5 protein-coding genes and 2 rRNA genes are annotated in these 13,479 nt (G+C 65.2%); 4 read left to right on the top strand and 3 right to left on the bottom strand.

Translation table 11 applies throughout. From position 1 onward, the window contains the following. Nucleotide 1: 1 nt before the first annotated feature. The gene (locus OG963_RS36160; RefSeq protein ID WP_093930079.1) at nucleotides 2–2,347 is read right to left on the bottom strand and encodes a glycoside hydrolase family 31 protein; all 2,346 of its coding nucleotides are present in this window, start codon (nucleotides 2,345–2,347) and stop codon (nucleotides 2–4) included. Nucleotides 2,348–2,570: 223 nt separating this feature from the next. Between OG963_RS36160 and OG963_RS36165 the strand changes: the two genes are divergently transcribed. Beyond that, nucleotides 2,571–4,547 carry an acetoacetate--CoA ligase gene (locus OG963_RS36165; protein ID WP_093775465.1) on the top strand — a complete coding sequence of 659 codons (1,977 nt, stop codon included), beginning with the start codon at nucleotides 2,571–2,573 and terminating at the stop codon, nucleotides 4,545–4,547. Nucleotides 4,548–4,614: 67 nt separating this feature from the next. Then, the gene (locus OG963_RS36170) at nucleotides 4,615–5,532 is read left to right on the top strand and encodes a hypothetical protein (protein WP_093775467.1); all 918 of its coding nucleotides are present in this window, start codon (nucleotides 4,615–4,617) and stop codon (nucleotides 5,530–5,532) included. A 61-nt stretch (nucleotides 5,533–5,593) separates the two neighbouring features. Here OG963_RS36170 and ptsP read toward each other — a convergent pair whose 3' ends face one another. Further along, entirely contained in the window at nucleotides 5,594–7,264 is a 1,671-nt protein-coding gene (ptsP, locus tag OG963_RS36175) for a phosphoenolpyruvate--protein phosphotransferase (RefSeq protein WP_093775469.1), read from the bottom strand. 76 nt (nucleotides 7,265–7,340) lie between these two features. Beyond that, the gene (locus OG963_RS36180; protein ID WP_030919156.1) at nucleotides 7,341–7,790 is read right to left on the bottom strand and encodes a PTS glucose transporter subunit IIA; all 450 of its coding nucleotides are present in this window, start codon (nucleotides 7,788–7,790) and stop codon (nucleotides 7,341–7,343) included. Nucleotides 7,791–8,491: 701 nt separating this feature from the next. Here OG963_RS36180 and OG963_RS36185 point away from each other — a divergent pair. Together OG963_RS36185 and OG963_RS36190 are read left to right on the top strand one after the other, a co-directional pair. After that, nucleotides 8,492–10,017, top strand: a 16S ribosomal RNA gene (locus OG963_RS36185). A 299-nt stretch (nucleotides 10,018–10,316) separates the two neighbouring features. Next, nucleotides 10,317–13,441, top strand: a 23S ribosomal RNA gene (locus OG963_RS36190). The 16S and 23S rRNA genes sit together here, the layout of an rRNA operon. Nucleotides 13,442–13,479 lie beyond the last annotated feature (38 nt).

Genomic DNA, 13,479 nt, shown 5'->3' on the forward strand with positions numbered 1-13,479 from the left:
ATCACACCCCCCGCACCCGCACCGGGCACGTCACCTCACCACCCTCCAGCTCCACCACCACCTGCCCGCCCACCAGCCGCGCCGCATACCGCTCGACCTCCGGCTGCTCCCAGCCGTCGCCCGCGTCACGGACGACCAGGCCACCCCCGGTACGCCCGGCAGCCGGAGCCCACACCTCCAGTTCCAGCCCCCCGTCAGCGCCCCGCACCGGAATCACCGACCCTGCCCGCACCAGCACCGGCACCCGGGACAACGGCGCATCGACCCATATCAGTCCCGGCCCCTCGTACGCCTCGCCGGTCGCCGTGTCGTACCACCGTCCCCACGGCAGCCGCACTGCCCGACGGTCCGTCCCCTGCTTCAGGACCGGTGCCACCAGCAACGCGTCCCCCAGCAGGAACGCGTCCTCGCAATCCCGCAGGTCCCGGTCCCCGGGCGCCCCCCACCACAGCGGCCGCACGTACGGCGCACCCGTCAAACGGGCCAGCTGGGCCAGCGTCACGAAGTACGGATGCAGCCGTTCCCGCTCCACCAGCGCCGCCCTCGCGTGCTCCAGCACCTCGGGTCCGAACTCCCACGGCTCCCGCCGCCCCGCGTCCATCGCCGCATGCGTGCGGAACAACGGCAGCCAGGCACCCAGCTGGAACCACCGCAGATACAGCTCGGGGGACGGCGACCCGTCGAACCCACCCACATCGGGACCCGAATACGGCACCCCGCACAGGCCGAGCCCCAGCACCAGCGACAGCGAGGCACGCAACCCGGGCCAGCCCGTCGCCACATCACCGGACCACGTGCCCCCGTATCGCTGCATCCCCGCCCAGCCGGCGCGCGAGAACAGGAAGGGCCGCTCGTCCGGCCGCAGCCGGCGGAGCCCCTCGTACCCGGCCTTCGCCATCGCCAGTCCGTACACGTTGTGGGCCTCCCGGTGATCGCCCCCGCGGCCCTCCAGGGAGTGCCGGGCCGAGCGCGGCAGTGTCAGCTCACCGAACGCCGAGAACGACACCGGTTCGTTCATGTCGTGCCACACACCGGAGAAACCCTGCGCCAGCCGTTCCTCGTACAGATCTCCCCACCATTCCCGCACTTGCGGATCGGTGAAGTCCGGATACACGCACTCACCGGGCCACACCTCCCCACGCACCGCCCGCCCCCGCGCGTCCCGGACGAACGCCCCGGCTCCGCCGACCGCCGAACCGGCGGCGAACACCGGATTCCCCGACGCCGCCTTCACCGCCGGATCGATGATCGACACAAGTCGGACCCCGTCCTCCCGCAACTCCTTGGCCAGCCGCGGCAGGTCCGGGAAGCGGCCCCGGTCGACGGTGAACACCTGATGCCCGTCGTAGTGATCGATGTCCAGATGCAGAACGGACAACGGCAGACCCCGATCCCGGTAACCGGCGACGATCCGCCGCACCTCACGCTCACTGCCGAACCCCCACCGGGCGTGCTGCGGACCCAGCGCCCAGGACGGCGGCAGCGCCGGCGCACCCGTCAGTGCCGTCCAGCCCTGCAGCACCCGGGCCGGCGTACCCGCCACCACCCAGCAGCGCAGCGGCCCCCCGTCCATCCGTACCTCGCACAGCCCCGGACGGTCATGGCCGGACCCTGCGCCCTCCTCGCCTTCGCGCAGCGTCACACGCCCCGCCCAGGTGTTGTCGTGGAACGCCAGATGCGTCCCCGCGTCCGAGACCACCAGCTGCACCGGCATCGTCAGGGACAGCGGATCGTCACCAGGCACGAAGCGACCGCCCGGATCGGTGTTCCACAGCTCGTACACGCCATCGCGCAGCCGCGGCCCCGACGCCCGCCCGCCGAGCCCGAAGAACCGGGCGTCCGCCGGCACCTCGGACCGCTGCACCCACCGGGCCGGACCACCCGCCACCGGCTCCCACCAGCGCGGCGGCAGTTCCCGCCGGAGCACCACACCACCCGGCGTGCGCAGCTCCACCGCTCCGTGCCGCGACACCACCAGCGTCAGCCGCTCCGAGACCACCTGCCAGCCGCCGTCCTTGTCCGGCTCCAGCACAGCCCGCGGATCCGGCTCCGGCGACGGACCCGGCAGCGCGTACGACGGCAGCGGCTCCGCCCCGTCCCACGCCCAGAACACGGCACCGCCCACCGCGACCCGGATGTACAGCTCCGAACGGGCGAACCTCACGACACCGCCACCGGGCCCGGGCTCCGCCCCCAGCAGGAGACCCGGCACTCTCGCCCGCTCCGCGCCACGGCGCGGCAGCGCCCGGGCATCCGCCCGCTGCCGACGCCAGGCCGAGCGCACCATGCGCAGCCCCTGCACCGAACCCACCGTCTTCACCCAACGCACCAGGTCGCGACCGTTCATGCAGCTCACCCTGCCACCTGACGGAGCGGCAACGGGATCCGTTCAACTTCCGTTCACCCGTGGCCGGACCACATAGCCGGACAGGCAACCATGGGCGGGGAACCCTGGTGCGGAAGACGATCACATGGCATCGTCCGTGAAAGCCGCCTCACGCGCACACCCCAGCACGTGTGCGCGCGAACCACGCCCACCCCGCGTACCCGTACAGCCAGGGAGCCGCCCCATGACCTCAGCAGCGAACGAAGCCCCCCTCTGGCAGCCCGACGCCGAGCGCATCGCCGCTGCGGCGGTGACCCGCTTCCAGAGCTGGGCCGCCGAGCGGTACGGAGCTCCGGCCGACGGCGGCTACCCGGCGCTGCACCGCTGGTCCGTCGACGAACTGGACACCTTCTGGAGGGCCGTCGCCGACTGGTTCGACGTACGGTTCTCCTCCCCGTACGAGACCGCGGTCGGCGACCGCACCATGCCCGGCGCCCAATGGTTCCCCGGTGCCACCCTCAACTACGCGGAACACGCCCTGCGTGCCGGGGAGGACCCGCTGCGCGCCGGTGCCCCGGCCCTCGTACATGTCGACGAGACCCACACCCAGTCCCTGGTCAGCTGGTCCGAACTCCGCCGCCAGGTCGGCTCCCTCGCCGCCGAACTCCGCGCACTCGGGGTGCGCCCCGGCGACCGCGTCAGCGGCTACCTCCCCAACATCCCGCAGTCGGTCGTGGCGCTCCTCGCCACCGCGGCCGTCGGCGGCGTCTGGACCTCCTGTGCGCCGGACTTCGGCGCCCGCAGCGTCCTCGACCGCTTCCAGCAGGTCGAACCCGTGGTCCTCTTCACCGTCGACGGCTACCGCTACGGCGGCAAGGAACACGACCGCACCGACACGGTCGCCGAACTGCGCCGCGAGCTGCCCACCCTGCGCGCCCTCGTCCACATCCCGCTGCTGGGCACCCCCGCCCCCGAAGGCGCCCTCGAATGGTCCGCCCTCACCTCCGCGGACACCGAACCCGTCTTCGAGCAGGTCCCCTTCGACCACCCGCTGTGGGTGCTCTACTCGTCCGGCACCACCGGACTTCCCAAGGCGATCGTCCAGTCCCAGGGCGGCATCCTCCTCGAACACTTCAAACAGCTCGGACTGCACTGCGACCTCGGGCCCGACGACCGCTTCTTCTGGTACACCTCCACCGGCTGGATGATGTGGAACTTCCTCGTCTCCGGCCTGCTCACCGGCACCACGGTCGTGTTGTACGACGGAAGCCCCGGCTACCCCGACGTCAGCGCCCAGTGGCGCGTCGCCGAACAGACCGGTGCCACCCTCTTCGGTACCTCCGCCGCCTACGTCATGGCGTGCCGCAAGGCCGGCATCCACCCGGGCCGCGACCTCGACCTCTCGCGCATCCAGTGCGTGGCCACCACCGGCTCCCCGCTCCCGCCCGACGGATTCCGCTGGCTCCACGACGAAGTCGCCGACAACCTCTGGATCGCCTCCGTCAGCGGCGGCACGGACGTCTGCAGCTGCTTCGCCGGCGCGGTCCCCACCCTCCCCGTCCACATCGGCGAACTCCAGGCCCCCTGCCTCGGTACGGACCTCCAGTCCTGGGACCCGGCAGGGAAGCCGCTCATCGGCGAGGTCGGCGAGCTCGTCGTCACCAACCCGCTGCCTTCGATGCCGATCCACTTCTGGAACGACCCCGACGGCAGTCGCTACCGCGACAGCTACTTCGAGATGTACCCCGGCGTCTGGCGCCACGGCGACTGGATCACCCTCACCGACCACGGATCCGTCATCATCCACGGCCGCTCCGACTCCACCCTCAACCGCCAGGGGGTACGGATGGGCTCCGCCGACATCTACGAAGCCGTCGAACGGCTCCCCGAGATCCGCGAATCCCTGGTCATCGGCCTCGAAGAGCCCGACGGTGGCTACTGGATGCCGCTCTTCGTCCACCTCGCCGACGGCACCGCTCTCGACGACGGCCTACGCGACCGGATCAAGGAGACCATCCGCGAGAACCTCTCGCCGCGCCACGTCCCGGACGAGATCATCGAGGTTCCCGGCATCCCGCACACCCTCACCGGCAAGCGCATCGAGGTTCCGGTCAAACGTCTCCTCCAAGGAACAGCCCTGGCCAAGGCGGTCAATCCCGGCTCGATCGACAACCTCGAACTGCTCCGGTTCTACGAGGACCTGGCCCGCACGCGCCGCTGAGAGCGGCCACTGTCAGTGCCCGTGATTACTCTGAGTGAGCAATGCTCGTCAGCGCACTGGGGGACTCATGGCGCACACCAGGAACACCAAGAACACCGGCTGTCGGCGGACCGGCACATCGATGCGACGCACGCTGCGCCGCGAAGCACCGAGCACGATCGGCCTCCTGGCCGACGAGCGGGACTTCGCGGCCATGCGGCGCTACCGCACCTTCACCTTCGACGACCACACCGTCTATCTGCAGCAGGTCGAAGGCCTGCTCAAAACGCTCGCTGCCCAGGGCATGCACACCACCGTTGCCCTCTTCGACCCGGAGGAGTACGCGGAGTTCTGTGCCGAATCCGGCCTCGCCGCCGACGCCCCGGCCAGCCGCAGTCGATTCACCGCCGAAATCGCCGTGACCGGAGCCACGGTCGCGTACACCGGACAACGCATCGACGACCTGATCCCACTCCTCGTCAGCCGAGCGGTCCGGCAGGCCACGTGGGAGTACGCCACGACGCGCCTGGCCGACCTCGGCGAATGCGCCGACTGCGGGCAGGACATCGGCCGCGCCGCCTTCGACCGGGCGTCCCACCTCCTGATGCGCACGTTGGAGACGGCCGGCCCGGGGACGCACCACCTGGTCTGCAGCACCCCCACGGAGAACGAACAACTCCTCGCCGTCCTGCACACCGAGCGCGGCACGACCGGTCCGGCCCTCCTCGATTCGGGCGAAGGAGCAGAGTTCGTCACCGTCCTCGCCGTCGGTATCGCCCTGGAAAGCCACGGCGGACTCGTGCTCCGTACAAGCAGCCCCGGGTCCCCCGACCGGGTCCACGGCTGGCGACTGACCCGCGGCAGCCTCGTACCGCTCACCGCCGGTGAGGTCTTCAGCGCCTACTGCACCGACGCCGACACGGGTGATCCCGTCGCCCCGGAGTCCGGGGTGGAGTACTGCGCGGGCTTCGACATCGGTGCGGACGAACCGGAGGAACACCGCTGACACACCGAAGGGGCTTCCCGCCGAGTCCGACGGGAAGCCCCTTCACAACCAGTTGCGCGAACTATTCGCCCGACAGCACCGCCTGAGCCGCGAGCCGCGCCTCGTCGGCGGAGTCCGCGGCGCGCGCGGCGGCAGCGGCCCGCTCGCACTGCGCGAGCGTGTACTTCGCCAGCGTGGCCCGGACATAAGGAAGGGACGCGGCACCCATGGACAGGGAGGTGACACCCAGACCGGTCAGCACACAGGCGAGCAGCGGATCGGCGGCAGCCTCACCACAGACACCGCAGCTCTTGCCCTCGGCCTTGGCGGCGTCGGCCGACAGCGCCACCAGATCGAGCAGCGCGGGCTGCCACGGATCCTGCAGCCGGGACACCGCACCCACCTGACGGTCGGCGGCGAACGTGTACTGCGCCAGGTCATTGGTGCCCAGCGACAGGAACTCCACCTCCTGCAGGATCGAGCGGGCCCGAAGAGCGGCGGACGGAATCTCCACCATCGCGCCGAACTTCGCCTGCAGCCCGGCCGCCCGGCACGCTTCGGCGAACGCCTTGGCATCCGTACGGTCCGCCACCATCGGCGCCATGACCTCGAGATAGACGGGCAACCCCTCAGCCGCCTTCGCCAGCGCGGTCAGCTGGGTCCGCAGCACCTCGGGGTGGTCCAGCAGGGTACGGAGCCCACGGACACCCAGCGCCGGGTTCGGCTCGTCCGCGGGCGTCAGGAAGTCGAGCGGCTTGTCCGCACCGGCGTCCAGCACCCGCACCACGACGCGTCCCTCGGGGAACGCCTCCAGCACCGCCCGGTACGCGGCGACCTGCTTCTCCTCGGACGGCGCCTGCTTGCTGTCGTCCAGGAAGAGGAACTCGGTGCGGAAAAGACCCACACCCTCGGCACCGGCCTCGACCGCCGCCGGAACATCGCCGGGGCCGCCCACATTCGCAAGGAGCGGCACCTTGTGACCGTCGGACGTCGCACCGGGACCGGTCGAAGCGGACAGCGCGGCCTTGCGGGCCGCGGCGGCGCTCTCCATCTCCGCACGCTTCGCCTCGCTCGGCTCGACGAAGATCTCGCCGGTGCTGCCGTCCACCGCGATGACCGTGCCCTCGGCCAGCTCACCGGCACCGGGGAGAGCCACCACGGCCGGCACACCGAGCGCCCGCGCGAGAATCGCGCTGTGACTGGTCGGTCCGCCCTCCTCGGTGACGAATCCGAGCACCAGAGCGGGGTCGAGCAGCGCTGTGTCGGCAGGCGCCAGGTCGCGCGCGATCAGCACATACGGCTCATCGCTGTCCGGCACACCGGGCATCGGCACGCCGAGCAGCCGCGCCACGATCCGGTTGCGCACATCGTCGAGGTCCGCGACCCGTCCCGCCAGGTACTCCCCGGCTCCGGCCAGCAGAGCCCGGTACGCGGCGAACGCGTCGTACACCGCACGCTCGGCGCTGCTCCCGACGGCGATGCGCCGATCCACGTCGGCCATGAGCTCGGGGTCCTGGGCCATCATGGCCTGCGCCTCGAGCACCGCCTGTGCCTCGCCGCCGGCCAGATGGCCTCGGGCATTGAGGTCGGCCGCAACAGCGTCCACGGCCTGGCGGGCACGCCCCTGTTCGCGCTCGGCCTCCTCCGCAGGAATCCGTTTGGCCGGCGGCTCGAGCACGGCCGTACCCATGTGCCGTACCTCGCCGATCGCCACACCGTGGCTCACGCCGACGCCTCGCAGCGTTGTCTCCATTTCACCCGTCTCAGATTGTGCGGCGATCCGTGCCACCGCGGTGGTTGTCCGGTCGGCTGTTACTGCGCCGAACGTGTCACTGCCAGTCGAACAGTGTGTCGCCAACCTTGACATCGCCGTCCTCGCGGACGTCGGAGAGGGAGTCGGCCGTGGCCTCCAGAGCGACGATCGGGCAGATCGGCGACTTGCCGGCCTCCTCCACGGCGGCCGGGTTCCACCGCACGATGCTCTGGCCCCGCGTGACTGTGTCACCCTTGTTGACGAGGAGTTCGAAGCCCTCGCCATTCAGCTGAACGGTGTCGATGCCCAGGTGCACCAGCACCCCGTGCCCCTGTCCGTCCACAACGACGAAGGCGTGCGGGTGAAGGGAGACGACGACCCCGTCCACCGGCGAAACGGCCTCCGACGGCTCACGCAAGGGGTCGATGGCCGTGCCGGGACCGACCATCGCACCGGAGAAGACCGGGTCGGGTACCGCAGCGAGTCCGATGGCACGTCCTTCAAGAGGGGACGTCACAGTGGTCATAGGGAGCCTCCCAGGGTGGAGCTTCAATGGGGCCGCCGCGGCTTGCAGGGGACGGCGTACTGTTCAGCAGCGTAAGTCATAAGAAGTCCCGGTTCCGCCCGAGTCCAACGGGTACGCAGACCTAGGGGCGCACCGGAAACGATTTGCCTCGACTCCCCGCGGCCTGTAGTGTCCTACTCCTGCCTGGCCCCAGTGCGACATTGTGTCGGGGGCCGGCGGCGACTATTAAGCCCAAACCCTAACTCGGACTGAGCTTCTGCATGCCTGCAGGGCTGGTCAAGGGACACGGAAAAGGCCTGATAGAGTCGGACTCGCCGGAAAGGGAAACGCGAAAGCGAAGAACTGGAAAGCGCAGTGAAAATTCTCCTGCTCCGCAGGGGGCCGCTTCGACCGGGAATCGGACACGAAAGAGTCTGATAGAGTCGGAAACGCAAGACCGAAGGGAAAAGCCCGGAGGAAAGCCCGAGAGGGTGAGTACAAAGGAAGCGTCCGTTCCTTGAGAACTCAACAGCGTGCCAAAAGTCAACGCCAGATATGTTGATACCCCGGCCTGCTTCGGCAGGTTGGTGGTTCCTTTGAAAGTCCTGCCGGGCCTTTGTGGTTCCGGTAGGCAATTACACAGCGAGGACGCTGTGGACGATCGGTCTTATTCCGGCTGATCGTCCCGCTCTCGTGATGTGTCTCCCGATTACGGGAAAACATTCACGGAGAGTTTGATCCTGGCTCAGGACGAACGCTGGCGGCGTGCTTAACACATGCAAGTCGAACGATGAAGCCCTTCGGGGTGGATTAGTGGCGAACGGGTGAGTAACACGTGGGCAATCTGCCCTTCACTCTGGGACAAGCCCTGGAAACGGGGTCTAATACCGGATAACACTCTGTCCCGCATGGGACGGGGTTAAAAGCTCCGGCGGTGAAGGATGAGCCCGCGGCCTATCAGCTTGTTGGTGGGGTGATGGCCTACCAAGGCGACGACGGGTAGCCGGCCTGAGAGGGCGACCGGCCACACTGGGACTGAGACACGGCCCAGACTCCTACGGGAGGCAGCAGTGGGGAATATTGCACAATGGGCGAAAGCCTGATGCAGCGACGCCGCGTGAGGGATGACGGCCTTCGGGTTGTAAACCTCTTTCAGCAGGGAAGAAGCGAGAGTGACGGTACCTGCAGAAGAAGCGCCGGCTAACTACGTGCCAGCAGCCGCGGTAATACGTAGGGCGCAAGCGTTGTCCGGAATTATTGGGCGTAAAGAGCTCGTAGGCGGCTTGTTGCGTCGGTTGTGAAAGCCCGGGGCTTAACCCCGGGTCTGCAGTCGATACGGGCAGGCTAGAGTGTGGTAGGGGAGATCGGAATTCCTGGTGTAGCGGTGAAATGCGCAGATATCAGGAGGAACACCGGTGGCGAAGGCGGATCTCTGGGCCATTACTGACGCTGAGGAGCGAAAGCGTGGGGAGCGAACAGGATTAGATACCCTGGTAGTCCACGCCGTAAACGTTGGGAACTAGGTGTTGGCGACATTCCACGTCGTCGGTGCCGCAGCTAACGCATTAAGTTCCCCGCCTGGGGAGTACGGCCGCAAGGCTAAAACTCAAAGGAATTGACGGGGGCCCGCACAAGCAGCGGAGCATGTGGCTTAATTCGACGCAACGCGAAGAACCTTACCAAGGCTTGACATATACCGGAAAGCATCAGAGATGGTGCCCCCCTTGTGGTCGGTATACAGGTGGTGCATGGCTGTCGTCAGCTCGTGTCGTGAGATGTTGGGTTAAGTCCCGCAACGAGCGCAACCCTTGTTCTGTGTTGCCAGCATGCCCTTCGGGGTGATGGGGACTCACAGGAGACTGCCGGGGTCAACTCGGAGGAAGGTGGGGACGACGTCAAGTCATCATGCCCCTTATGTCTTGGGCTGCACACGTGCTACAATGGCCGGTACAATGAGCTGCGATGCCGCGAGGCGGAGCGAATCTCAAAAAGCCGGTCTCAGTTCGGATTGGGGTCTGCAACTCGACCCCATGAAGTCGGAGTTGCTAGTAATCGCAGATCAGCATTGCTGCGGTGAATACGTTCCCGGGCCTTGTACACACCGCCCGTCACGTCACGAAAGTCGGTAACACCCGAAGCCGGTGGCCCAACCCCTTGTGGGAGGGAGCTGTCGAAGGTGGGACTGGCGATTGGGACGAAGTCGTAACAAGGTAGCCGTACCGGAAGGTGCGGCTGGATCACCTCCTTTCTAAGGAGCACTTCTTACCGGGCTTGCTCGGTCAGAGGCCACTACGTCGGCAAATGTTCGACGGTGGTTAGCTCATGGGTGGAACGTTGACTATTCGGCACGACAGGTTGTTTTTCACTAGTACTGCTTCGGCGTGGAACGTGGGGGATGGTCGGTCGTGTCGGGCACGTTGTTGGGTGTCTGAGGGTATGGCCGCGAGGTTGCCTTCAGTTGCCGGTCCCAGTGAACTCGCCCTTAGGGGTGGGGTGATGGGTGGCTGGTCGTTGTTTGAGAACTGCACAGTGGACGCGAGCATCTGTGGCCAAGTTTTTAAGGGCGCACGGTGGATGCCTTGGCACCAGGAACCGATGAAGGACGTGGGAGGCCACGATAGGCCCCGGGGAGCTGTCAACCGAGCTTTGATCCGGGGGTGTCCGAATGGGGAAACCCGGCAGTCGTCATGGGCTGTCACCCGCTGCTGAACACATAGGCAGTGTGGAGGGAACGAGGGGAAGTGAAACATCTCAGTACCCTCAGGAAGAGAAAACAACCGTGATTCCGGGAGTAGTGGCGAGCGAAACTGGATGAGGCCAAACCGTATGCGTGTGATACCCGGCAGGGGTTGCGCATGCGGGGTTGTGGGATCTCTTTTTCATAGTCTGCCGGCTGTGAGACGAGTCAGAAACCGTTGATGTAGGCGAAGGACATGCGAAAGGTCCGGCGTAGAGGGTAAGACCCCCGTAGCTGAAACATTGACGGCTCGTTTAAGAGACACCCAAGTAGCACGGGGCCCGAGAAATCCCGTGTGAATCTGGCGGGACCACCCGCTAAGCCTAAATATTCCCTGGTGACCGATAGCGGATAGTACCGTGAGGGAATGGTGAAAAGTACCGCGGGAGCGGAGTGAAATAGTACCTGAAACCGTGTGCCTACAAGCCGTGGGAGCGTCGCTGTTGTTCTTCGGAGCAACAGTCGTGACTGCGTGCCTTTTGAAGAATGAGCCTGCGAGTTTGCGGTGTGTTGCGAGGTTAACCCGTGTGGGGAAGCCGTAGCGAAAGCGAGTCCGAATAGGGCGTTTTAGTAGCACGCTCAAGACCCGAAGCGGAGTGATCTAGCCATGGGCAGGTTGAAGCGGAGGTAAGACTTCGTGGAGGACCGAACCCACCAGGGTTGAAAACCTGGGGGATGACCTGTGGTTAGGGGTGAAAGGCCAATCAAACTCCGTGATAGCTGGTTCTCCCCGAAATGCATTTAGGTGCAGCGTCGTGTGTTTCTTGCCGGAGGTAGAGCACTGGATAGGCGATGGGCCCTACCGGGTTACTGACCTTAGCCAAACTCCGAATGCCGGTAAGTGAGAGCACGGCAGTGAGACTGTGGGGGATAAGCTCCATGGTCGAGAGGGAAACAGCCCAGAGCATCGACTAAGGCCCCTAAGCGTACGCTAAGTGGGAAAGGATGTGGAGTCGCAGAGACAACCAGGAGGTTGGCTTAGAAGCAGCCACCCTTGAAAGAGTGCGTAATAGCTCACTGGTCAAGTGATTCCGCGCCGACAATGTAGCGGGGCTCAAGCGTACCGCCGAAGTCGTGTCATTCGTACATGTATCCCCAACGGGAGTACGGATGGGTAGGGGAGCGTCGTGTGCCGGGTGAAGCAGCCGCGGAAGCGAGTTGTGGACGGTTCACGAGTGAGAATGCAGGCATGAGTAGCGATACACACGTGAGAAACGTGTGCGCCGATTGACTAAGGGTTCCTGGGTCAAGCTGATCTGCCCAGGGTAAGTCGGGACCTAAGGCGAGGCCGACAGGCGTAGTCGATGGACAACCGGTTGATATTCCGGTACCCGCTTTGAAACGCCCAATACTGAATCAGGCGATGCTAAGTCCGTGAAGCCGGCCCGATCTCTTCGGAGTTGAGGGTAGTGGTGGAGCCGACGAACCAGACTTGTACTAGGTAAGCGATGGGGTGACGCAGGAAGGTAGTCCAGCCCGGGCGGTGGTAGTCCCGGGGTAAGGGTGTAGGGCGTGTGATAGGCAAATCCGTCACACATTAAGTCTGAGACCTGATGCCGAGCCGATTGTGGTGAAGTGGATGATCCTATGCTGTCGAGAAAAGCCTCTAGCGAGTTTCATGGCGGCCCGTACCCTAAACCGACTCAGGTGGTCAGGTAGAGAATACCGAGGCGTTCGGGTGAACTATGGTTAAGGAACTCGGCAAAATGCCCCCGTAACTTCGGGAGAAGGGGGCCATCACTGGTGATTGGATTTACTCCATGAGCTGGGGGTGGCCGCAGAGACCAGCGAGAAGCGACTGTTTACTAAAAACACAGGTCCGTGCGAAGCCGTAAGGCGATGTATACGGACTGACGCCTGCCCGGTGCTGGAACGTTAAGGGGACCGGTTAGCTGACTTTCGGGTCGGCGAAGCTGAGAACTTAAGCGCCAGTAAACGGCGGTGGTAACTATAACCATCCTAAGGTAGCGAAATTCCTTGTCGGGTAAGTTCCGACCTGCACGAATGGCGTAACGACTTCTCGACTGTCTCAACCATAGGCCCGGTGAAATTGCACTACGAGTAAAGATGCTCGTTTCGCGCAGCAGGACGGAAAGACCCCGGGACCTTTACTACAGTTTGATATTGGTGTTCGGTTCGGCTTGTGTAGGATAGGTGGGAGACTTTGAAGCAGCCACGCCAGTGGTTGTGGAGTCGCCGTTGAAATACCACTCTGGTCGTGCTGGATGTCTAACCTGGGTCCGTGATCCGGATCAGGGACAGTGTCTGATGGGTAGTTTAACTGGGGCGGTTGCCTCCTAAAGAGTAACGGAGGCGCCCAAAGGTTCCCTCAGCCTGGTTGGCAATCAGGTGTTGAGTGTAAGTGCACAAGGGAGCTTGACTGTGAGACCGACGGGTCGAGCAGGGACGAAAGTCGGGACTAGTGATCCGGCAGTGGCTTGTGGAAGCGCTGTCGCTCAACGGATAAAAGGTACCCCGGGGATAACAGGCTGATCTTCCCCAAGAGTCCATATCGACGGGATGGTTTGGCACCTCGATGTCGGCTCGTCGCATCCTGGGGCTGGAGTCGGTCCCAAGGGTTGGGCTGTTCGCCCATTAAAGCGGTACGCGAGCTGGGTTTAGAACGTCGTGAGACAGTTCGGTCCCTATCCGCTGCGCGCGTAGGAATATTGAGAAGGGCTGTCCCTAGTACGAGAGGACCGGGACGGACGAACCTCTGGTGTGCCAGTTGTCCTGCCAAGGGCATGGCTGGTTGGCTACGTTCGGAAAGGATAACCGCTGAAAGCATCTAAGCGGGAAGCCTGCTTCGAGATGAGTGTTCCCACCCCCTTTGAGGGGTTAAGGCTCCCAGTAGACGACTGGGTTGATAGGCCAGATGTGGAAGCCCGGCAACGGGTGGAGCTGACTGGTACTAATAGGCCGAGGGCTTGTCCTCAGTTGCTCGCGTCCACTGTGTTAGTTCTGAAATAACGA

This window comes from Streptomyces sp. NBC_01707, assembly GCF_041438805.1.
Taxonomy (GTDB): domain Bacteria; phylum Actinomycetota; class Actinomycetes; order Streptomycetales; family Streptomycetaceae; genus Streptomyces.